Origin of the sequence: Faecalibacterium sp. 3, assembly GCF_048323735.1 — a bacterium.
GTDB lineage: Bacteria > Bacillota > Clostridia > Oscillospirales > Ruminococcaceae > Faecalibacterium > Faecalibacterium wellingii.
Genome location: NZ_JBLWFN010000001.1, coordinates 195,181 through 216,578, shown reverse-complemented (window position 1 = coordinate 216,578; position 21,398 = coordinate 195,181). Strand labels below are relative to the sequence as shown.

The 21,398-nt window shown below is 60.5% G+C and carries 16 protein-coding genes; 11 read left to right on the top strand and 5 right to left on the bottom strand.

What is annotated here, in order from left to right; genetic code table 11:
* Positions 1 to 135: 135 nt before the first annotated feature.
* The gene (locus ACNSPV_RS00960; protein WP_348584911.1) at positions 136 to 2,526 is read right to left on the bottom strand and encodes a glycoside hydrolase family 2 protein; all 2,391 of its coding nucleotides are present in this window, start codon (positions 2,524 to 2,526) and stop codon (positions 136 to 138) included.
* A gap of 234 nt (positions 2,527 to 2,760) precedes the next feature.
* Positions 2,761 to 3,381, bottom strand: coding sequence for a flavodoxin family protein (locus tag ACNSPV_RS00955; RefSeq protein ID WP_348584912.1), 621 nt, complete (start codon positions 3,379 to 3,381; stop codon positions 2,761 to 2,763).
* Positions 3,382 to 3,570: 189 nt separating this feature from the next.
* Between ACNSPV_RS00955 and rsmD the strand changes: the two genes are divergently transcribed.
* The 11 genes from rsmD to ACNSPV_RS00900 all read left to right on the top strand — a co-directional run bounded on the left by rsmD (position 3,571) and on the right by ACNSPV_RS00900 (position 17,212).
* Entirely contained in the window at positions 3,571 to 4,149 is a 579-nt protein-coding gene (gene rsmD, locus ACNSPV_RS00950; RefSeq protein ID WP_249237384.1) for a 16S rRNA (guanine(966)-N(2))-methyltransferase RsmD, read from the top strand.
* The gene (locus tag ACNSPV_RS00945) at positions 4,146 to 4,607 is read left to right on the top strand and encodes an ATPase (protein WP_348584913.1); all 462 of its coding nucleotides are present in this window, start codon (positions 4,146 to 4,148) and stop codon (positions 4,605 to 4,607) included. The genes rsmD and ACNSPV_RS00945 overlap by 4 nt, the downstream gene beginning before the upstream one ends.
* Positions 4,608 to 4,904: 297 nt before the next feature.
* Complete coding sequence (gene rsmH, locus ACNSPV_RS00940; RefSeq protein ID WP_348584914.1) at positions 4,905 to 5,870, top strand: 16S rRNA (cytosine(1402)-N(4))-methyltransferase RsmH; 966 nt, start codon at positions 4,905 to 4,907, stop codon at positions 5,868 to 5,870.
* A 35-nt stretch (positions 5,871 to 5,905) separates the two neighbouring features.
* On the top strand, positions 5,906 to 6,385 hold the full coding sequence (locus ACNSPV_RS00935; RefSeq protein WP_249237381.1) for a cell division protein FtsL: 480 nt from the start codon (positions 5,906 to 5,908) through the stop codon (positions 6,383 to 6,385).
* Between the two features lie 127 nt (positions 6,386 to 6,512).
* On the top strand, positions 6,513 to 8,996 hold the full coding sequence (locus ACNSPV_RS00930; protein WP_348584915.1) for a penicillin-binding transpeptidase domain-containing protein: 2,484 nt from the start codon (positions 6,513 to 6,515) through the stop codon (positions 8,994 to 8,996).
* Between the two features lie 190 nt (positions 8,997 to 9,186).
* Positions 9,187 to 10,569, top strand: a complete 1,383-nt coding sequence (locus tag ACNSPV_RS00925) for a UDP-N-acetylmuramoyl-tripeptide--D-alanyl-D-alanine ligase (RefSeq protein WP_348584916.1) — start codon at positions 9,187 to 9,189, stop codon at positions 10,567 to 10,569.
* Positions 10,570 to 10,598: 29 nt separating this feature from the next.
* Complete coding sequence (locus ACNSPV_RS00920; RefSeq protein ID WP_348584917.1) at positions 10,599 to 11,609, top strand: glycosyl transferase family 4; 1,011 nt, start codon at positions 10,599 to 10,601, stop codon at positions 11,607 to 11,609.
* A 34-nt stretch (positions 11,610 to 11,643) separates the two neighbouring features.
* Positions 11,644 to 12,969, top strand: coding sequence for an FtsW/RodA/SpoVE family cell cycle protein (locus tag ACNSPV_RS00915; RefSeq protein ID WP_249237377.1), 1,326 nt, complete (start codon positions 11,644 to 11,646; stop codon positions 12,967 to 12,969).
* A gap of 43 nt (positions 12,970 to 13,012) precedes the next feature.
* Complete coding sequence (gene murG, locus ACNSPV_RS00910) at positions 13,013 to 14,140, top strand: undecaprenyldiphospho-muramoylpentapeptide beta-N-acetylglucosaminyltransferase (protein WP_348584918.1); 1,128 nt, start codon at positions 13,013 to 13,015, stop codon at positions 14,138 to 14,140.
* Positions 14,141 to 14,171: 31 nt separating this feature from the next.
* On the top strand, positions 14,172 to 15,704 hold the full coding sequence (locus tag ACNSPV_RS00905; RefSeq protein WP_348584919.1) for a cell division protein FtsQ/DivIB: 1,533 nt from the start codon (positions 14,172 to 14,174) through the stop codon (positions 15,702 to 15,704).
* Positions 15,705 to 15,733: 29 nt separating this feature from the next.
* Positions 15,734 to 17,212, top strand: a complete 1,479-nt coding sequence (locus tag ACNSPV_RS00900; protein WP_249237374.1) for a UDP-N-acetylmuramoyl-L-alanyl-D-glutamate--2,6-diaminopimelate ligase — start codon at positions 15,734 to 15,736, stop codon at positions 17,210 to 17,212.
* A gap of 60 nt (positions 17,213 to 17,272) precedes the next feature.
* Here ACNSPV_RS00900 and ACNSPV_RS00895 read toward each other — a convergent pair whose 3' ends face one another.
* The 3 genes from ACNSPV_RS00895 to ACNSPV_RS00885 all read right to left on the bottom strand — a co-directional run bounded on the left by ACNSPV_RS00895 (position 17,273) and on the right by ACNSPV_RS00885 (position 21,363).
* Positions 17,273 to 19,375, bottom strand: coding sequence for a heavy metal translocating P-type ATPase (locus ACNSPV_RS00895; RefSeq protein ID WP_348584920.1), 2,103 nt, complete (start codon positions 19,373 to 19,375; stop codon positions 17,273 to 17,275).
* Positions 19,376 to 19,519: 144 nt separating this feature from the next.
* A complete protein-coding gene (locus ACNSPV_RS00890; protein WP_005944105.1) occupies positions 19,520 to 19,801 on the bottom strand; it encodes a DUF6110 family protein in 282 nt (93 codons plus the stop codon).
* A 401-nt stretch (positions 19,802 to 20,202) separates the two neighbouring features.
* On the bottom strand, positions 20,203 to 21,363 hold the full coding sequence (locus ACNSPV_RS00885) for a phosphoglycerate dehydrogenase (RefSeq protein ID WP_249237371.1): 1,161 nt from the start codon (positions 21,361 to 21,363) through the stop codon (positions 20,203 to 20,205).
* Between the last annotated feature and the right edge of the window lie 35 nt (positions 21,364 to 21,398).

Genomic DNA, 21,398 nt, shown 5'->3' with positions numbered 1-21,398 from the left:
AAGTCCTGCATCCTTTTATTTTGGAATCAAAGCGGAAAGCGGGATGTGCCCGCTGTTATTTTACATTTCTTAGGATACCAGCCAACCATGATGAAATTTTGAACAGAGTGCAAATCTATCATGAAGGGACGGAGATTAACCGTTCTCCCGGCTGCGGATGGTCAGGACGGCGTCGGTGTCCAGCGCACCCTCCATGCGGCAGTGCAGCACGGCCCGGCCCGCCTCGCCGGTGGTGGCAAGGTAGGTGCCCGCCATGCCGCCGCGCAGCGGCACCACGCTGGGGCCGATGATCTTCAACGGGCCGTCCACACGCAGCTGGACAGCCTCGCCGCAGTAGGGCAGCAGGTTGCCGTTCTGGTCGATGGCACGCAGGCTGACAGCCGCGCAGTCCCATGTGGGACCGTCGGTCAGGATGGGATTGTGCACGGTGCATTCCAGCCGGACGCTCTGCACCGGCTCCCGCACCACTGTGCCCACGACCCGGCCGTGCCAGACCGCCTCAAAGCGGTACACGGGGCTGGGGCTGCCCAGAATGCCGATGTATTTGCAGTACATGCGGGCCACTTCGTTCCAGCTCAGCCGCAGCGAGAGCATCCGCGCCTTGGAAAGCGGCGAAAGCTCCATGGCGCACCGGCGCATATCATTCAGGATGGCCGCAGCGGCCTGAGCGGAAGGCGAGTCCATGCCCTCGTACTTTTCCAGCAGAGAGCCTACAAAATCGTTGATCTCAATGGGCGGGTGCGGCATGGCGGCAAAGCGGCCGTGCCGGTCGGGCGAGAACGCGGCAATGTAATCGTTGCCGCGGTACAGCCGCACGCTTTCGGCATTGGTGAACACCCAGCAGGCCGTAGGCGCGCCGCCGGGCAGGTCGCCCAGCGTCATGCCGGAAGAGACCTCCAGCACGATGTCCGAAGGGGAACGCGGCGTTTTCTGGCTGGCGTACACGGCTGCGGAAAGCTTTGGGTTGCGGAACATGTCCAGCATGCCGTGGTAGCAGATGCGGTCGCCGCTGCCAAATTCCCGGTGGGTGTTGTAATCGGCCATGCACCAGCCAAAGCTGCCGGCCACGCCCTGCTGCGCGATAGAATCGTTCAGCACGGCGGCGGTGCGCAGCGCCTGCACCAGCCGATGGGTCTCGTCGTCAAAGGGTTTGGTAGGCATCTGCTGCCCGCCGAATTCGCTGATCAGATAGCCCTTGCGGGTGTCGGGAGTCACTGCGGCGCGGGCTTCACAGGCGGCACCGCGGCCCCGGCAGGAGTAGTCGTTGTAGGCGTACACATCTTCCAGAAGCTGGCTTTTGCGGTGGTTCCGTGCACCTGCCGTGGGGCGGGTGGGGTCCAGCCGGTGGATGGCCTCGTTGGTACGCTTATAGAAAGCTTCGTCGTCGCCGCTGCCGTTCACCCGGGCACCCCACAGAAAAATGCTGGGATGGTTGCGGCACTGGCACACCATTTCGCGGCAGTTCTGCAGGGCTTGCGCCTTCCAGCTCTCATCGCCGATGTACCGCCAGCCGGGCATTTCGGTAAACACCAGCAGGCCAAGCTCATCGCAGGCGTCCAGAAATGCAGGGCTCTGGGGGTAGTGGCTGGTACGCACTGCGTTGCAGCCCAGATCTTTTTTCAGGATCTGAGCGTCCAGCCGTTGGATGCTGTCCGGCATGGCATAGCCCTGATAGGCAAAGCTCTGGTGGCGGTTCAGACCGCGCAGCTCCACCCGCTGGCCGTTCAGATACAGCCCGCCTGCCACGAACTGCACGGTGCGGAAGCCAAACCGCACCGTCTTTTCGTCCAGCACGCGGTCCGGCAGACCGGCAGAGCCGGGACGGATCAGCTGCACCGTGAGGGTGTACAGGGTGGGATGCTCGATGCTCCACGGATGCACGCCGTTCAGCACACCGGTGATGGGCAGCGAAAGCTCGCCGCTGTAGGCGGCGCGGCTGCCGGAGGGGCTGCGGATCTCGGCCTGCAGGGTGCAGCCCACGGTCTCGCCCACGGTGGAGGTGTAGATGCGGAAATCGCCCTCGGCCTTTGCCTCAATGAACACATCCCGCAGGTAAGCAGGCTCCTTGATGTCCAGACTGACAGCACGGTAGATGCCGCCGTAGGTCAGATAATCAATCTGCCCGCCGAAGGGGGGGATGTTCAGATCCTCGCGGCTGTCGCAGCGCACGGCCACCACGTTTTTCTGGCCAAAGTGCAGTGCACCGGTCAGATCCACCGTAAAGGCAGTGTAGCCGCAGCCGTGGTGGAACAGCCGCCGCCCGTTGCAGAACACAGTGGCGTCGTGGGCAATGGCACCGAAGGTGAGCAGCACGGTGCGGCCCTCCCACTCTCTGGGCGCAAAAAATTCCCGCCGGTAGCCGCACAGACACTGATATTCATTTTCACTGCAATAGTTGTAGGGCAGCACCCGCACGGTATGGGGGATGCGCACCGGCTCCAGTTCCAGCCCGCATTCCGGCCGCACCAGTGCCGGGTCGAACCGGGGCGTGAACAGCCAGCCTTCGTTCCAATCGTAGTGTTCCATAGCAGCGCTCCATCTGATAAAATCACTTTACATCTTATAGTAACATAAAGATATGAACGAAAAAAGATACGGAAGGCGCTTTGGAAAGGATTTTTAGTCGTTTCAGCACAAAAAGCGGGAGAGTGCAAACAAAAACTGCGTTCCGTGCAGGCCCTGCTGTCTTTTCTGCATAAAAAAGCACACCGGGAAGCTCTGCGGAACTTCCCGATGTGCAAACTGCGGAAAAACGTTTTCTTACCGGATAAAGTTGGTCATGGGCCGCTTGGGGTTCTGCGGGTGCTCAATACCGGCGGCTTTTCCGGCTTCGATGCAGTGCAGCAGCCAGGCCATGTTGCGGCCCAGCTCCTGCATCACGGCACAGCCCTCGGCGTCCTGCAGGACCTGCTCGGCGTTGGAGCCATGCACCATGGCCCAGTAGGAGCCGTTCACCAGCGGCATGTGGAAGAACTGCGGGTACTTTACCAGCTGGTCCAGCGTGGTGGTGGTACCGGCGCGGCGTGCAGAGCAGCAGATGGCGGCAGGCTTGTAGGCCAGATATCTGCCGCCTGCGTAGGCAAGGCGGTCCATGAAGCTGGTCATGTTGCCGGTAGCGGATGCATAGTGCACCGGGCTGCCGAACACAAAGCCGTCGGCGGTCTTGGCCTTCTCAATGGCTTCGTTAACCACGCCGCCGAACACGCAGCCATTGCCTGCGGCGCAGCCGCCGCAGCCGATGCAGCCGCCTACGGGCTTGCCGCCGACATGCAGGATCTCGGTGTCCACACCGGCGTCGTTCAGTTCCTTTGCGATGAGGGAAAGGGCGGTATAGGTGCAGCCCTTTTCGTGGGGGCTGCCGTTGATGAGCAGAACTTTCATACAGATACTCTCCTTTTGGTGTCCAGAATGCGCCGCAAAAGCCCGGCGCTGCCGATTTTATTGTAGCACAAACCGACAGATGGCGCAACGCGCGGCTCTTGACAAGAATATGCAGTTGGGTGATAATAAAGTGATACAAAAATGTGTTTGCAGCTGCATCTTCCGGCTGCAAGGAGGAGGAAAGAGAACATGCGCGTGATCGCAGGAGAAGCCCGGGGCCGCAGTCTGGAGGCCCTGCCGGGAACAGATGTGACCCGGCCCACCCTTTCGCAGGTAAAAGAGGCGATGTTCAGCATCGTCCAGTTCGACCTGCCCGGCGCGCGGGTGCTGGACCTGTATGCGGGCAGCGGCCAGCTTGGCATTGAAGCACTGAGCCGCGGCGCGGCGCGCTGCGTGTTTCTGGACGAGAACCGCGAGGCAGTGAATATCATCATGCGCAACTGCAAGGCCTGCGGCGTGTTCGACCGCAGCCGCGTCAATATCGGCGAGGCTGCACGGTATCTTTCCGCCTGCCGGGAGCAGTTCGACATCGTACTGCTGGACCCGCCCTTCCGCAATGGTACGCTGGAAAAGATCCTGCCGGCGGTGGACAAATGCACCGCACCCGGCGGCATCGTGCTGTGCGAGAGCGAGACGGGCATCGTGCTGCCGGCCGAGGCAGGCGGCCTGACCCTGCGCAAGCAGTACAAGTACGGCAGAGTGCTGCTGTGGAAGTACACAAAGCCCATGCAGCCGGCCGGTGATGAGCAGAAGGGAGAAGCACTATGAACGTGAACGAACTTTTGGATACCATTGAGGATACACTGGAGGAAGGCGCAAATGTCCCTCTGTCCGGCGGCAAGAAGATCGTGGACGTGGAGCAGATCCGTGATCTGCTGGACGAGATCCGCGCAAACCTGCCCGGTGAGCTGCGGCAGGCCCAGCAGATCGTGAACGATCGCGCCCAGATCGTGGAAACGGCCAACGCGCAGGCACAGGTCATCGTGAAAAAGGCGGAGGAAAGAGCCCGCATCCTGACCAGCGAGGCGGAGATCGTGAAGGCGGCGCAGCAGCGTGCCGCGGAGATCACCACCGCAGCCCAGAATGAGGTGCGCACCCTGCGCCAGACCGTGACGGACTACTGCGACAATATGCTCCGCAACACCGAGGAGACCATGGTGGAAAATGCGGCACAGGTGAAAAATGTGCGGGCAAATCTGCGCCAGAATGCCAAGAAAAACGGATAAACTGCGGCTGCATGATGTGACACCGCAGCAAAAGCGCAGGACAGCCGGCAGAGAGACTCTGCTCCCACAAGCTCACACACAAATTACACATCCCCGGAATAACAAAGTCCCTGCAGGCAAAAATGACGGCTGGCAGGGGCTTTTTTTGTTACATTTTGCAGATAAAACGGAAACGGAAACCCTTGCATTCAAGGGCTTGATTTGCTACAATAAAGTTGTGTCATCGGGTGAAAGCGTGTACTGCGTGCACAGCCCTCTGATGCACAAAGCCATGAACGAAGAAAGGAGGCCGTACCGATGGAACTTGAAACACAAGCAGCCTTTGACCCGGCCTCGTTTGAGCATATCCCGGTCCTGCTGAACGAGTGTCTGGAGGGTCTTGCCATCGACCCGGCTGGCACTTACCTTGACGGAACGGCGGGCGGCGCGGGACATTCCCGCCAGATCGCCCTGCGATTGGATGCGGCAAAGGGCGGACGCCTGATCTCGCTGGATCAGGACCCGGATGCCGTGCAGACCGCGCGTTCCCGTCTGGCGGGCCTGCCCGCTACGGTGGTGCAGATCAACTTCCGCTATGCGGGACAAGCTCTGGAAAGCCTTGGCATCGACAAGATCAACGGCGCACTGCTGGATCTTGGCGTTTCCAGCCATCAGCTGGACGATGCAGCCCGGGGATTTTCCTACCGGGCAGATGCACCGCTGGACATGCGGATGAGCCAGCAGGGCGAGACGGCGGCAGACCTTGTGAACACCGAGAGCCGCGAAGAGCTGGCGCGCATCCTGCGGGATTACGGCGAGGAGCCTTTTGCATGGCAGATCGCAGGCAGGATCGTGGAAGCAAGAGAAAACGCTCCCATTGAAACGACCCTGCAGCTGGCAGACATCGTGGCCAGCGCCATGCCGCCGGCAGAACGCCGCAAGAACAAGAACCCATCCCGCCGCACCTTTCAGGCGCTGCGCATTGCAGTGAACCATGAACTGGATGCGCTGGAAGAAGGGCTGGATACCATTTTTGATCACCTTGCGCCGGGCGGCCGGCTGTGTGTGATCACCTTCCACTCGCTGGAGGACAGGCTGGTGAAGAACAAATTCCGCCGCTGGTCCACAGCCTGTACCTGCCCGCCGGAGTTTCCGGTGTGCGTGTGCGGGGGCAAGGCAAAAGCAAAGCTTGTCACCCGCAAGCCCATTGAGGCAAACAGTCAGGAACTGGAGGAGAACCGGCGCAGCCGTTCCGCCCACCTGAGAGTTTTGGAAAAATGCTGAACAGAATACCTGTTTTGTGAGGAGGAGAGCAAGCCATGGGTCAGGCAGCATATGATTATAACGCAGTGCGGCGCAGAAAAGCCCCGCAGACACAGCGCAAGGCGAACCTGCGTGTTGCAAAGGGCGGCAAGCGCCGTCTTACGCCGCTGCAGGCAGCGGTGCACAATGCCATGAATCTGGTGGCAGCTGCGCTGCTGGTGGGCTTTGCCATCAGCCTGCTGTGGAGCGAATCCCAGCTGGTGGAGCTGAACGATCAGATCCAGGATGCAAAGGCACAGCTGGTGAGCGAGCAGAGCCAGTATACTTATTACAACAGCACCCTGAACAGCAAGACCAATATCACCAGCGTGGAGGAAACCGCCGGGCGTCTGGGCCTGATGAAGATCGACCAGAGCCAGATCACCTACATCCGTCTGGGCGAGAGCGATACGCTGGAGCGTACCCAGTCCGCTGTGCGGCAGTGGACTGACTTTATCTATAACGGAGCAGTGAACATTCTTGGCACCATAAGGTGAATCAGGTACGGGAAAGCGTGCGGCAGCGCACGCTTTTTCGGTTTTATGCCCCCTTTGCAAAAAAAACTTCAAATCCAATAAAAGTGCGGCGGGAAGCAGAAACTGCCTTTTGCCGCAGGAGCATACCATGCCAAAATTTATCCGAAAGATCACCAAAAAAATAAAAGGGCCATGGCCGGATACCGGTGCCGGTGCCCGCATGAACCCCAAGATCAGCCTGCTCTGCGGCAGTCTGGCCCTTGCGATCATGGGGCTTGCGGCCATCCGTGTGACCTACAGCCTGTATAACATCCAGATCCGGAACGGCGAGACTTATCGTCAGCTGGCGGCAAAGCAGCAGCTGCTGGATACCACCATCAAGGCGACCCGCGGCGAGATCTATGATACCTCCGGCATCACGCTGGCTTCCACCAGTGTGGTGTGGACCATCTGGGCCGATCCGGACAACAGCAAGATCCTGTACACCTCCACCGGCGAGGAGGACAACGAGGTGCGCACGCTGGACCCTGCCATGTGCGCCGAGGTGAGCCGGGAGCTGACCCTGCGTCTGCTCTCCGGCGACGGTGAGAGTCTGGACGCGGTGGACACCTCGTCGGAGACGTACCAGACCCAATACCAGAAGGTCTACGATGCACTTTCCAAAACCGACACCAGATATCAGGTGCTGGCCACCAAGGTGAACAACGCCGTCAAGCTGTCCATTGAATCGTATGTTTCGCAGTTCAATAAGGCGCACAAGCGTGCCAATGGCACATCCCGCAAGGGAAATATCTCGGTGGGCAGCGAGAAGAGCTTTCAGCGCAATTATCCCTACGGGGCATTTGCGGCGGCGGTGCTGGGCTTTACGGATGCCGACGGCATCGGCACCTACGGACTGGAAAAATCCTATCAGTCCACATTGGCCGGTGTGGACGGCCGCACCATCACCAAGCGCAACGCCTACAACAATGCCATTGCGGACGAGAATGCCACCACCTTTGCCGCCAAGGACGGCAGCAATCTGGTGCTTTCGCTGGATGTGAACGTGCAGGAGATCGTGGAGCGGTATCTGAACGAAGCCATTGCAGCCAACACAGTGGAGAACCGCGGCGCGGCTATCGTGATGAATGTCAAGACCGGTGCCATTCTGGCAATGGCCTCCAAGCCGGACTTTGACCCCAATGATCCGCTGGATTACAGTGCCAATCTGGATTATCTCAACGAGCTGGTGCACGCAGAGCCGGAGCTGTACGGCATCTACAAAAAGGATGAAAACGGCAACGAGCTCAAGGACGCAAACGGCAACCGCATTCTGGACGAGGAAGCGGATTATTCCGGCTACTTCCGGGATATCCAGTGGAAGAACAAGACCATCACCGAGCTGTATTACCCCGGAAGCGTGTTCAAGGTGATCACCTCGGCCATGGGCGTGGATTCCGGTCTGGCGAATATCAACACCACCTTTACCTGCGCCGGTGCCTACGGCGTGGCCAAGGAGACCTACCACTGTGCAGGCCACAAGGCCCACGGCACCATCAATCTGGCCGATGCCCTGCGCCAGAGCTGCAATATCTATTACATCCAGCTGGGCCAGAGGATTGGATCTCAGACGTTCTACAATTACTTTGACGCCTTTGGCTTCACCGACCGCACGGGCGTGGACCTGCCCAGCGAGACCGGTTTTATGCAGTACTACAAGGGCAGCCAGCTGGGCGAAGTGCAGCTGGCATCCTCGGCCTTTGGTCAGGCCATGGCGATCACCCCGCTGCAGATGTGCACTGCGGTGGCAGCAGCGGTCAACGGCGGCTATCTGGTCACGCCCCATGTCGTGGATAAGATCACCGATGCCAACGGCAATGTCATTGAGGAGATCGGCGCCAATGTCCGCCGTCAGGTGGTCAGCGAGAGCACCAGCAACGTGATCCGCCAGATCATGGAATATGAGGTGGGCGCCGGTACCGGCGGCGGCAAGTACGCCTATGTGTCCGGCTACCGCATCGGCGGCAAGTCCGGCACTTCCGAACAGCTGAACATGGACCGCCGCGCTGATGGCGACTACAAGAAGGTGGCATCCTTTGCCGCCGTGCTGCCCGCCGACGACCCGGAGATCATCGTCTATGTGATGCTGGATGACCCCAACAACGCCAGAACGGACTATTCGTCCCTGCTGGCGGCTCCCGTTGTGGGCAACATCATCAGCGAGATCGCGCCGTACCTTGGCATTGCCACCGACGGCGAGGACCGCAGTCAGACGGTGGTCACGGTGCCGAATCTGGTGGGCACCGAGTGGAGCAGCGCACAGGTGCAGCTGAACATCAAGGGCCTCAAGCATCAGCTGGCCGAAAGCACAGCCAGTCAGGCGGCGGCAGCTGTTACCTACCAGTACCCCCATGCAGGTGCAAAGGTGGCCTATGGCACCACCGTGTATCTGTATACCGATACCTACGAGGGCAGCCATACCGAGGTGCCGGATGTGACCGGCAAGAGCGCGGACTTTGCCCGCCAGATGCTGTCCGCTGCCGGACTGAACTGCGTGGTAGAGGGGAATACAGGCGGCACGGTGCAGGCGCAGAGCGCGGAGCCCGGCTCCAGCGTGCAGCGCGGCACCATCGTGACCATTACCTGTGGATAAATAACAAGAGGCGCTTACGCGCCAGCTCTCCCGAAGGGCGAGCTTTACGAGTGGGTACGGTAAAGTGAATCTTCTGAAGAACTGCACTTTATCGTAAGATGCAAAAGAGCTCCCCTTTTCGGGGGAGCTGTCAATGCCGCAGGCATTGACTGAGAGGGTTTTACAAGATAAAAGAGAGGGGAAAGAACCAATGGAAAAAATTTCTGCAAGCAAGCTTCTGGCAGGGCTGGTGCCCGCGGGTTCCATCCCGGAAGAGGTACAGGTGGAGTCTGTGACCACCGACAGCCGCGAGGTGCGGCCCGGCTGCATCTTTGTGGCCTTCCCGGGCGAAAAATTTGACGGCCACGACTTTGCGGCAAAGGCACTGGAAAACGGCGCTGTTTACGTGGTGGTGAACCACCCGGTGGAGGGCGTCCCTGCGGAGAAGGCCATCCTCTGCCCGGACAGCTACCACGCGATGATGGTGATGGGTGCCAACTACCGCAGCCAGTATCACCCCAAGATGGTGGGTGTGACCGGCAGCGTGGGCAAGACCACCACCAAGCAGATGACCTATGCGGCCCTTGCCGGTTTTGGCGAGACCATCAAGACCGAGGGCAACCAGAACAATGAGCTGGGCATGCCCCGCACCCTGATGCGCATTGGCAGCAGCACCGAGTATGCAGTCATTGAAATGGGCATGAGCCATGCGGGCGAGATCGACCGTCTGGCCCGTGCCGCCCGTCCGGATGTGGGCATCATCACCTGCATCGGCGTGTCCCACATCGGGAATCTGGGCAGTCAGGAGAACATCTGCAAGGCAAAGCTGGAGATCTGCGCCGGCCTGCCCGAGGGCGCACCGCTGGTGCTGAACTATGACGATCCCTTCCTGCGCAAGGCAAAGCTGCCGGAGCATGTGCGCCCGGTGTGGTTCAGCCTGACGGATGAGAATGCGGACGTGTGTGCGCTGTCCATCCGGCAGGAGACTGACGGCATGAGCTTTGTGCTGGAAGATCAGGAAGAGGGCACCTTTGTGGTGCGGATCCCGGCCATGGGCAGGCACAATGTTGCCAATGCACTGGCTGCTTACTGTGCCGCCACCCGTCTGGGCTGCGACCCGCACGGCGTCATCAAGGGCCTTTCCAATTTTGAGCAGACCGGCCGTCGCCAGAAGGTGGTGCACAGCAAGGGCGTTACTGTCATTGAGGACTGCTACAATGCAAACCCCGACAGCATGAAGGCTGCCCTTGCCATGTTCAGGGAGTTTCCCTGCAAGCGCCGCTTTGCCCTGCTGGGCGATATGCTGGAACTGGGCGAGCTTTCCCGCGAAGCCCATGAGGAGCTGGGCCGTCTGGCCGCAGAGAGCGATCTGTACTGCCTTGTGACCTACGGCGAAAATGCAAAGCGCACCGCTGTGGTGGCTGCGGCCAAGGGGGTCAAGACCCTGCATGCAGACAGCTACCGCGAAGCCGCGGACGCTCTGCTGGACCGCATGGAGCCCGGCGATGCACTGCTGGTGAAGGCCAGCCACGGCATGGCTCTGGAAAAGGTGCTGGAAATTTTCTACGCAGAGCAGAAAGATGCCGAAGAATAACATTCCGGCATGAATTTGGAGACTGAAAAATGATTCGTTTCGCCTTGATCGCCGCGTCGGTGCTGGGTTTTGCACTGACGGCGGCGCTCGGCAATCTGATGGTGCCGCTGCTGCGGGAGCTGCAGCGCACGATGCGCGGCGCGCAGCCGGAACGGGAGATCGACCAGAAGGAACCGGAAGAGCCTGTGCCCACGATCGGCGGGCTGTGCCTGATGGTGGGCACGCTGGCTGCAGTGGGTGCTGGCTGGCTGGCGGCATGTGCCGCACAGCCCTCCCTGCTTGGCAGCGACCGGCAGATGATGTCCCGGCTGCTCATTGCGCTGCTGGGCACGTTTGCCTTTGGTGCTGTGGGCGTGGCAGATGACCTTGCGTGCATCCGCAGCCGTTCGGCGCTGGGCATGCGCCGTGCACCGCGCCTTGCGCTGGAAGCGGCTGCTGCGGCTCTGGTGCTGGGACTGCTTGCCCTGAGCGGCTGCCTGCCTGCCGGGCTCGTCCTGCCGGGAGCAGGCTATATCCGGTTTGCTCCGGCACCGTTGCTGTGGGGTGCACTGCTGGTGGCGCTGGCCGAAGCGGCCCGCGTGGCCGACGGCGCGGACGGCACGGTGTGCGGCACGGCCTTTGTGGCCATGCTGGGCCTGATGATGCTGGAAACGCAGCTGGGATGGTTCCCGCTGGCGGTGTTCCCGGCAGCACTGGCCGGAGCACTGATGGCTTTTCTGCTGTGGGATTTCCCGCCGGCAAAGCTGCACCCCGGCAAATGCGGGTGTCTGTTTGCGGCGGGAGCCATCGGCTGCATCCCGCTGTGCATCGGCTATGCAGAGCTCAGCGTCCCGCTGGCGCTGCCCTTCTGGCTGGAAGGCGGCATGGTGGCGCTGCAGATCCTGTTTTACCGCCGCCGGGGCAGGCCGCTGTTCGCGGCTGCGCCGCTGCATCGCTGGCTGGAAAAGCGCGGCCTGAGCGCGGTGAATGTTTTTTACAGCCTGTGCGCCCTGAGCGTGTGCGGGCTGGCGCTGGCCGTGCGTCTGGCACGCTGGGCCTGAGCGCTTTATTCTGAAAAAACGAGGGGGAAGGGCAATGGAAGCCGCCCGCAGACAATACAGACAAAAAGAGACGACATGGGCCCCGCCGCTGCAGCGGGACCCGGGGCCGTGGAGCCGGCTGGTGATCAACTGGATGGCAACACTGGCGGTCATTATGGCGTTTGGCCTTGTGATGCTGTACAGCGCAAGCTACACCACCGGCTACCTGCGCATGGGCGACAGCCTGCACTACATCAAGCAGCAGATCCTCTGCATGGCCATTGGCATCGGATGCATGGCAGCCATGAGCTATGTGGATCACCGCTTTCTGCGCTGGGCATGCAAGCCGTGTTACTGGATCGTGCTGCTCATGCTGGCAGCTACGCTGGCCTTTCCGCCGCTGAACGGCTGCCGCCGCTGGATCCGTCTGGGAGGACTGACCCTGCAGACCTCTGAGGTGGCTAAGTTTGAGATGATCCTGCTCACGGCGCATCTGGCGTCCAGTGCGCCGCAGATCGGGCGGTTCCGTCCGTCCCTGAAAGAAAAGGTCCGGCTGAAGGACTGGCTGTTCATCCGCATCGTGCGGCAGATCATCCTGCCGGTGCTGCCGCTGGTACCGGTGCTGGTGCTGCTGATCATGGAACCGCACATGTCCGGCATCCTGCTGACCACCGCCATTGTGGGCACCATCCTGATGATGAGCGGCAGCGGCGGGATCATTACATGGGCAGGAGCAGGCACCGCGGCGCTGCTGCTGGAAACGCTGCTGACTCATGTGAACTCGATTGAGTACCTGCAAAAACGCCTGAAAACATGGTCGGACGATCTGGAAAAACTGAACCCCCAGACCAAACAGAGCCTGTATGCCATTGGCTCCGGCGGCCTGAAGGGCCTTGGCCTTGGCAACAGCGTGGAAAAGCAGCTCTGGCTGCCGGAGAGCACCAACGACTTTATCTTCAGCGTGGTATGTGAGGAGCTGGGCTTCATCGGGGCCACGCTCATTATCGTGCTGTTTATCCTGTTCATCGTGCAGGGCCTGCTGATCGCCTACAAGGCCGAGAATCAGTTCTGCACCATGGTGGGCATCGGCATTATGGCACAGATCGCATGGCAGGTGTTCTGCAACATCGCCGTTGTCACCAATACCATCCCGAACACCGGCATCAGCCTGCCCTTCTTTTCGTCCGGCGGCACCAGCCTGATCCTGCTGCTGGCAGAAATGGGCGTGATGGTGAACATTGGGCGCAATGGAGAACGAGCGGCCCAGCAGCGGGCTGCAGACCACGCCCGGCGGGAGGCAGAACGTGCGGCGCAGGAGGCCGAACGGGCCAGCAGGACCATCAATCTGGAGGATGCCCGCCGTGCACAGAACGGGAAATGAGAGGCTCCGGGCAAAGGCCGGACACATATAGGAGGAGATCAGTATGCGAGTTCTTATCGCTGCCGGCGGCACTGCCGGCCATATCAACCCGGCACTTGCCATTGCAGGTGCCATCAAAAAGGCAGATCCTTCTGCCGAGATCCACTTTGCCGGCCGCAGGGAGGGCATGGAGTACCGTCTGGTGGGTCAGGCAGGCTATCCGTTCCACCACATCGAGATCACCGGTTTCCAGCGCAGACTGTCGCTGAACAACATCAGGCGCAACATCGTCACCCTGTGGAATCTGGCCCTTTCCGGCCCCAAGGCAAAGAAGATCATGAAAGAAGTCCGGCCCGATCTCGTGATCGGCTGCGGCGGCTATGTGTCCGGCCCGGTGGTGCGCTGTGCTGCCAAAATGGGCATCCATACCGCTATCCATGAACAGAACGCCTTTCCGGGCGTGACCAATAAGCTGCTGGCACCGGATGTGGACATCGTGTTCGCCGCTGTGCCCGCCGCTGTGGAAAAGCTGGGAGCACCCGATAAGACCATCGTGGTGGGCAACCCGGTGCGCCCGGAGGTGTTCACAAAGGCAAAGGAGCGGGACGCCATCCGTGCCGAGCTTGGCGCAGGCGACCGCACCGTGGTGCTTTCCTTCGGCGGCAGTCTGGGCGCACGCCGCGTCAATGAGGTGGTGGCCGACCTGTGCGCATGGGAGCAGCAGGAGCACAAGCCGGTGCTGCATCTGCATGCCACCGGTCAGTACGGCGTACAGCTGTTCAAGGATCTGGAAAAGGAAAAGAACTTTGCCGAGGGCAGCAGCCTTGTGGTGAAGGAATACATCAACAACATGCCGGAGCTGCTGGCAGCGGCAGACCTTGTCATCAGCCGTGCCGGTGCGCTGACGCTGGCCGAGCTGGAGGCCGTGGGCCGCGCTGCCGTGCTCATCCCCAGCCCCAATGTGGCAGAGAACCATCAGTATTTCAACGCGATGGAGCTGCAGAAGGCTGGTGCCGCCGTGGTCATTGAGGAAAAAGACCTGACAGGCGAAAAGCTGGTGGGCACCGTCGCTGATCTGCTGGCACAGCCCGGTAAGCTGGCCGAAATGGGCAGAAATGCCCGCAGCCTGTCGGTAGACGACAGTCTGGACCGCATTGCCGCTGCCCTGATGAAACTGGTGCAGAAGCACTGACGAGGAAAAAAACGGAAAGGAGGTGCACGCCATGCAGCGATCCGGTGGAAACAACGGCAATATCTACGATCTGCGGAAGGATCTGCAGCGTCCTCAGGCACCTTCACAGAAAAAGGAGACCTCCGGCAGCACCGACAGCCGCTATGGCTTTAATGGTGAGCCGCTGAGCTTTGCGCCGGACCGGACGTCCAACGGCGCCGTCCGGCGGACCCGGACGGACAACAGCATCGAGTTTCCCACCCAGCCGCGCCGCACAGCCCAGAGCAGTGCCCCGCGCACCCGCAGTCAGGGCCAGAACCGCAGCGCACCGCGTTCCCGCCCTGCGTCTGCAGGCCGGAACAGCTCCGGCACAGCCCGCAGGCCCCAGCAGCGCAGGCCCCAGAGCCAGCAGACCGGGCAGGCGGCAGACAGAGCCTCCCGCCAGCGCTACAAAAATCAGCGCCTGCGCCCGGCGCAGCAACAGCAGGTCCGGGACCCGGTGCGGCGGGAAAAACGCAAGAAACGCCGCCTGACCCGCGCCGCGCTGAAACGGCGGCGGATGATGCGGCGTCTGATGGCCTTTGTGACCCTGCTGGCTGTGATCGCCGCCGGCGTTTACCTGACCATGACCATGCTGTTCAAGATCGGCACCATTCAGGTGCAGACGGAGGATGGCACCGTGGTGCAGGAAGCGGGCGGCTATTCCAGCAGCGAGATCATTCAGGCGCTGGGTGTAGCGCCGGAGGAAAATATCTTCAGCTTTGACCCCGGCGAAAAGGAGGCGGCGCTGGAACGCCAATTCCCTCTGCTGGAATCCATCAGGGTGGTGCGGGATTATCCCAACACGGTGGTGGTGCAGGTGACGGAAGCAGTGCCTGCCTACGCCATGCAGACCCAAAGCGGGTGGCTGACCCTCTCGGATCAGTTCAAGATCCTGGCCTGCGGGTCGGCCCAGCCGGAGGGACTCAAGACCCTGTACGGCGGTGAGACGAAAACGACTGCCCCCGGCGAGCAGCTGAGCTTTGCGGCAGAGGATGCCGCCGACAGCACGGCAGCGTCGGACAGCGCAGCGGCCAGCAGCCCGGAGGAAGCGGACAAAAAGATGGAGACCCTGACGGCGCTGCAGGCAAAGCTGGAGGAATATGAACTGCTGGATGATGTGACCCGCATGGAATTTGCGGACACCGATCAGGTGGCATTTTTGTATCAGGATCGGGTCAGCGTGCTGCTTGGCACCCTGAACGATCTGGATTATAAGCTGGACCGCGCACGCTATGTGCTGACCAATGCCGACGGTAAGGGCTGTGCCCCTACCGACACCGGCAGACTGGATTTCAGCCATGTGAGCGCAGGCAGCACCCGCAAAATTTATTTTGCACAGGGAGAGCCGACCCTGCCCTCCGGCTATGTGGTGCCGGAACCGGAGGAACCGGCCCAGACCGAGGAACCGTCTGCCGATGATACCACGGCAGACGGCGCAGAGGATGCCGCAGCCCAGCCTGCGGGCGATACGGCTGCAGCGGAGGAAACGCCGCTGACCGACCCCGCCCGCATGACCGCCAACGAGACCCAGGACCCCATGTAAGAATACGACCGTTTGAGGAGTGAGCAGCAATGAAACTGGAACAGTTACTGGAAGGTGTGCCCTTTACTCTGGTGCAGGGCAGCCTGAATACGGAAATTTCGGATATCATCTATGACAGCCGCAAGGCAGCCCCGGGGCTTGCATTTGTGTGCATCGTGGGCACCCAGCGCGACAGCCACGAGTTTGCCGCCGACTGTGCCGCAAAGGGAGTCAGCGCGCTGGTCATCCAGCACGACATCGACCTTTCCGCCCTGCCGGATGTGACCGTGGTCAGGGTGGAGAGCAGCCGCTATGCCATGGCGCTGATGAGTGCAAACCTCTTCGGCAACCCGTCCCGCCAGATGACCATGATCGGCGTTACCGGCACCAAGGGCAAGACCACCACCACCCACATGATCAAGAGCGTGCTGGAAGCAGCGGGCCGCAAGGTGGGCATGATCGGCACCAATGGCATCTACTACATGGGCTGCCACAAGGAGACGGCCAACACCACCCCCGAAAGCTACGAGCTGCAGAAGACCTTTAGGGAGTTTCTGGATGCAGGCTGTGATACTGCGCTGATGGAGGTGTCCAGTCAGGGCCTGATGATGGATCGCGTGGCGGGCGTGCACTACGACGTGGGTGTGTTCACCAACCTTTCGCCGGATCACATCGGCCCCGGTGAGCACAAGACCTTTGAGGAGTACCGCAGCTGGAAGGGCCAGCTGTTCAAGCGCTGCGACGTGGGCGTGGTGAACATTGACGATGAGAACACCGAAGCCCTGCTGGAAGGCCATACCTGCAAATTGGTCACCTATGGCCGTGATGAAAAGGCCGACTACCGCGAGACCGGCTATGAGCTGCTGCGCACCCATGATTTTCTGGGCGTTAAATTCCATGTGACCGGCAAGGACGAGATGGACGTGAAGGTGAATATGCCCGGTGAGTTCAGCGTGTACAACGCGCTGGCAGCTCTGGCGGTGGGCAAGGTGCTGGGCCTGCCGGATCAGGCGATCCACGACGGCCTTGGCAAATGCGTGGTCAAGGGCCGGGTGGAGCTGGTGCCCATCAGCAAAAAGTTCACCATCCTGCTGGATTACGCCCACAACGAGGTGTCCACAGAAAGCCTGCTCACCACTCTGCGGGCCTACAAGCCCCACCGTCTGGTGGTGGTGTTCGGCTGCGGCGGCAACCGCTCCAAGCTGCGCCGCTACGGCATGGGCGAGATCTGCGCCAAAATGGCCGATTTCTCCATCCTCACCGAGGACAACAACCGTTTTGAAAAGGTGGAGGACATCCTTGCCGATATCCGCGTGGGCATGAACAAGGGCAACCCGGACGCAAAGTTCGTGGAGATCCCCGACCGTCTGGATGCGCTGCACTACGCAGTGGATCACGCGCAGGAGGGCGACCTGATCGCTGTAATCGGCAAGGGCCATGAGACCTACCGTGACCGCGAGGGCGTCAAGACGCCGTTCCTGGAGCGGGAGCTGCTGGAAGAGTACGCACAGCAGATCGGGCTGGAATAAGAGCGCAAAAAACAACGCCGTGTCGAATGTTAAGACACGGCGTTGTTTTTATGCAATGGTTCAGGCTTTCAGCTGCGGGGCCCTGTTCTCCGGCAGGAGGTTGGTCATGCTCTTCAGGCTGATGCCAATGGTGGACAGGTTATGCAGCATGGCAGAGGAGGCCGGCTGCAGGATGCCCAGAGCACCCAGCGCGATGAGGGCGGAGTTGAAGGTGAGCACGAAGCGGTAGTTTGCGTGCACGCGCTTCTGCAGGGAGTTGGCGATGGCCTTGAGCGCCACCAGCTCCTCCAGACTGTCGGCCTTGATGGTCACATCGGCGATCTCGCGGGCGATGGCAGCGCCGGAGTTGATGGCGATGCCGATATCGGCAGCAGACAGGGCAGGCGAGTCGTTGATGCCGTCACCGATCATCACCACGGTGTGGCCCTCGGCCTTGGCCTGCTGGACAAAGTTGGCCTTATCCTCGGGCAGCACCTCGGCAAAGAAGCGGTCCACGCCCACCTGCTTTGCAATGGCGGCAGCGGTGCGCTCGCTGTCGCCGGTCATCATGACGGTGTTCCGGATGCCCAGCGCACGCAGGCCGTTCAGCACAGCGGCGGCTTCCGGGCGCAGCGGGTCGGAGATGCAGATGACACCCACCAGCTGCCCGCTGGCAGCCATGTACAGGTGCGAATACGCGGGCTTGAGGGCATCGAACTTCTGCTGCTCGGCTGAGGGGATGGTGCACTTTTCATCCTCAAAGACGAAGTGGTGGCTACCGATGACCACCCGTTCGCCGCCTACGCGGCTTGCAATGCCGTGGGCCACGATGTACTCCACCTCGGAGTGCATCTCCTCATGGGAAATGCCGCGCTCTTTGGCGGCACGCACCACGGCGTTGGCCATGGAATGGGGGAAGTGCTCTTCCAGACAGGCAGCCAGCTGCAGAACTTCGCGCTCGTTACAGCCGGAAAAAGGTACGACCTCCACCACCTGCGGGGTGGCACGGGTGAGGGTGCCGGTCTTGTCGAACACGATGGTGTCTGCCTTGGACAGGGCTTCCAGATACTTGCCGCCCTTGACGGTGATGTGGTAGCTGCCGCACTCACGCATGGCAGAAAGCACGGCCAGCGGCATGGAGAGCTTGAGCGCGCAGGAGAAGTCCACCATCAGGCAGGAGATGGCGCGGGTGGCGTTGCGGGTGAGCAGATAGGTGACCACCGTTGCGCCCAGACACCAGGGCACCAGCTTGTCGGCCAGTACCAGCGCACGGTTCTCGGTGCTGGACTTGAGCTTTTCGGATTCCTCGATCATGGCCACGATCTTGTCGTAGCGGTTGGAACCGCCCTCAGCCTTGGCGATAAAGACGCACTCGCCCTCCTCCACAACGGTGCCGGCATAGAGGGTGGAGCCCTCTGCCTTGCGCACCGGCATGGCTTCGCCGGTCAGGGCAGCCTGATTCACCATGGCTTCACCTTCCAGCACGGTGCCGTCCAGCGGGATCATGTTGCCGCTGCGCACGACCACCTCATCGCCAGAGCGTACTTTGGTCAGAGGCACCAGCACTTCGGTGCCCTGACTGCGCACCCACACCTTGTCCACGTTCAGGGCCATGCTGCGGGCCAGATCGTCCAGACTCTTCTTGCGGGTCCACTCTTCCAGCAGAGAGCCCAGATTCAGCAGGAACATGACAGAACCGGCAGTGCCAAAGTCGCCGCGCAGCAGCGAGACGCCGATGGACAAAGCGTCCAGCACCTCCACTTCCAGCCTGCGGCTCAGCACGCAGCGCACACCCTTCCAGAGGAAGCGGATGGAGCGGAAGGCGGTGTAGGCAGCGTCAAGGGGTGCGGGCAGGAACAGCTTGCGCAGGCAGCGGCCTGCCACCAGATCGAACATTTTATCCTGATATTCCCGGTTCAGCCTGCGGCTGTCGGTAGAGGTGACCAGAGCGTCATACTCGGCCACATCGAACTTGTAGCCCGCCAGAACAGCGATGGCAGCGGAACGTCTGCCGGTATAGGTAATGACTACATCGCCGGTGCGCTCGTAAACGGCGGCATGGACAATGGCGTCATGGTGGTTCAGATAAGCTTCCAGCACATCGGCACGGTGCAGGGTCATGCGGACTTTTTCCACATGCACGCGCATCCGGCCCTTGCCTTCATGCAGAATGGTACATTTCATATATCAAATATCCTTCTCTATCTTTTTGCCGCAGCGTCAGGCTGCTATACCCTGCACGCCTGCGGCCCCACTCTCACAAAAAAGAGCCGCCCGAAGGCGGCTCGAAAGCCACGTTGGGGCTTTCAGTGCTTTACGAACCGAAAATTACTCAGCGGTCTCTTCGGTGGTCTCCTCGGCGGCATCCTCGATCACAGCAGCCTCGGCTTCAACAGCACGAGCCTCGTTGATGGCTTTTGCATCGGCCAGAATGTCACCGGCCTGCTCCTGCACCTTGCTGACGGTCTCCATGGTGGAGTCCTTCATGCGCAGCACGGCAGCAGTGGTCTGGGTGTAGACCTTCTTGGCGTCCTTGCTGGACAGCAGCTTGAAACCGGCAGAACCGAACAGAGTGCCGGCGGCGAACAGTGCGATCTTCTTGATATCCATAGTAACTTCCCTACCTTTTCTATTTCCTGTCAGAGGCCCTGCACCGCAGGACCTGTAAGATGAATATACCGGCCCAAAAGCCGGAGAACAGGGTGGACATTTCCCTTCTGTCGAGCCTATTGTAGCACAGAATTTACCATTTTCAAGCTTTTTCTTGAATGTTAATACATGTAAACTTTTTACGATGTGTAGTTAGAAAAAGCTATCTCTAACGTGTTTTTTGAGACAAACTACAGTTTGTAAATGGAAACTAACCGGCAGATGGGACGAGAAAGAATTTCCAGCTTGTAAAAAGTCCTGGTTTGGAAATGCAGTTTGCCGCCACGGCCCTTCTCTGTGAAAAAGCAACCCGGAAAAATCCGCAGATTTTTCCGGGTTGCTAAAATAAAAATCGTTTTGCTTTACAGGATGCGCACCCGGATCACAGCGGGGATGGCAGCCAGCTTTTCGGCCAGCTTCTTGTCCACAGCACCGGTGGCATCCAGCATGGTGTAGGCCATGTTCTTCTTGCTCTTGTTCACCATGTTTTCGATGTTCAGGCCGGCTTCGGTGGTCAGGGCGGTGATCTGGCTGATCATGCCGGGCTCGTTTTTGTGGATGATGCAGATGCGCTTGCCGCCGGCGCGGGGCTGGTTGACCTCCGGCATGTTCACCGAGTGGATGATGTTGCCGTTCTTCAGGTAGTCGCTCAGCTCCTTTGCAGCCATGACAGCGCAGTTGTCCTCGGCTTCCGGGGTGGAAGCGCCCAGATGCGGGGTGCACACGATGCCGGGCTTGCCCAGAATGGCCTCAGACGGGAAGTCGGTCATGTAGCCGGACACCTTGCCGGTCTCCATGGCTTCCAGCAGGGCTTCGGTGTTGACCAGTTCGCCGCGGGCGTAGTTCAGGATCTTCACGCCGTCCTTGCACAGGGCAAGGGTCTGGGTGTTGATGGTGTCCTTGGTGGTGGGCAGGTAGGGCACATGGATGGTGATGTAGTCGCACAGCGGCAGCATGTCGTTCAGGTTGACGCAGTGGTGTACCTGACTGCTCAGGTTCCATGCGGCGTCAATGGAGATGTAGGGGTCGTAGCCGTAGACCTCCATGCCCAGCTCAATGGCACAGTTGGCCACGCGGGAGCCGATGGCACCCAGACCGATGACACCCAGCGTCTTGCCCTTGATCTCGTTGCCCACAAACTGCTTCTTGCCCTTTTCCACGGTCTTTGCCATGGCGGGGTCGCCGGTCAGGCCCTGACACCACTGGGCAGCAGCAGCCACATTGCGGCTGCCGGCGATCAGCATACCGATCACCAGCTCGGCCACAGCGTTGGCGTTGGCACCGGGGGTGTTGAACACCACGATGCCCTGCTCGCTGCAGCGCTCCAGCGGGATGTTGTTCACGCCGGCACCGGCGCGGGCGATGGCCAGCAGATTGTCGTTGAAGGCGGTATTCAGCATGTCGGCGCTGCGGACGAGGATGCCGTCCGGGGCATCGGTGTCCACAGCCACGTCAAACTGCTTGTTGTTCAGCTTTGCCAGACCCACCGGGCTGATGGCGTTCAAAGTTTTGATGGTGTACATAGTCCAGATTTCCCTTCTGTTATACGAGAACCTTC

What these genes read in the sequence shown, in the direction of transcription:
- murG (WP_348584918.1), top strand. Translation starts at nt 13,013, where the DNA reads ATGCGAGTTCTTATCGCTGCCGGCGGCACTGCCGGCCATATCAACCCG.
- rsmD (WP_249237384.1), top strand. Translation starts at nt 3,571, where the DNA reads ATGCGCGTGATCGCAGGAGAAGCCCGGGGCCGCAGTCTGGAGGCCCTG.
- ACNSPV_RS00960 (WP_348584911.1), bottom strand. Translation starts at nt 2,526, where the DNA reads ATGGAACACTACGATTGGAACGAAGGCTGGCTGTTCACGCCCCGGTTC.
- ACNSPV_RS00895 (WP_348584920.1), bottom strand. Translation starts at nt 19,375, where the DNA reads ATGAAATGTACCATTCTGCATGAAGGCAAGGGCCGGATGCGCGTGCAT.
- ACNSPV_RS00925 (WP_348584916.1), top strand. Translation starts at nt 9,187, where the DNA reads ATGGAAAAAATTTCTGCAAGCAAGCTTCTGGCAGGGCTGGTGCCCGCG.
- ACNSPV_RS00935 (WP_249237381.1), top strand. Translation starts at nt 5,906, where the DNA reads ATGGGTCAGGCAGCATATGATTATAACGCAGTGCGGCGCAGAAAAGCC.
- ACNSPV_RS00905 (WP_348584919.1), top strand. Translation starts at nt 14,172, where the DNA reads ATGCAGCGATCCGGTGGAAACAACGGCAATATCTACGATCTGCGGAAG.
- ACNSPV_RS00900 (WP_249237374.1), top strand. Translation starts at nt 15,734, where the DNA reads ATGAAACTGGAACAGTTACTGGAAGGTGTGCCCTTTACTCTGGTGCAG.
- ACNSPV_RS00955 (WP_348584912.1), bottom strand. Translation starts at nt 3,381, where the DNA reads ATGAAAGTTCTGCTCATCAACGGCAGCCCCCACGAAAAGGGCTGCACC.
- ACNSPV_RS00915 (WP_249237377.1), top strand. Translation starts at nt 11,644, where the DNA reads ATGGAAGCCGCCCGCAGACAATACAGACAAAAAGAGACGACATGGGCC.
- ACNSPV_RS00890 (WP_005944105.1), bottom strand. Translation starts at nt 19,801, where the DNA reads ATGGATATCAAGAAGATCGCACTGTTCGCCGCCGGCACTCTGTTCGGT.
- rsmH (WP_348584914.1), top strand. Translation starts at nt 4,905, where the DNA reads ATGGAACTTGAAACACAAGCAGCCTTTGACCCGGCCTCGTTTGAGCAT.
- ACNSPV_RS00930 (WP_348584915.1), top strand. Translation starts at nt 6,513, where the DNA reads ATGCCAAAATTTATCCGAAAGATCACCAAAAAAATAAAAGGGCCATGG.
- ACNSPV_RS00920 (WP_348584917.1), top strand. Translation starts at nt 10,599, where the DNA reads ATGATTCGTTTCGCCTTGATCGCCGCGTCGGTGCTGGGTTTTGCACTG.
- ACNSPV_RS00885 (WP_249237371.1), bottom strand. Translation starts at nt 21,363, where the DNA reads ATGTACACCATCAAAACTTTGAACGCCATCAGCCCGGTGGGTCTGGCA.
- ACNSPV_RS00945 (WP_348584913.1), top strand. Translation starts at nt 4,146, where the DNA reads ATGAACGTGAACGAACTTTTGGATACCATTGAGGATACACTGGAGGAA.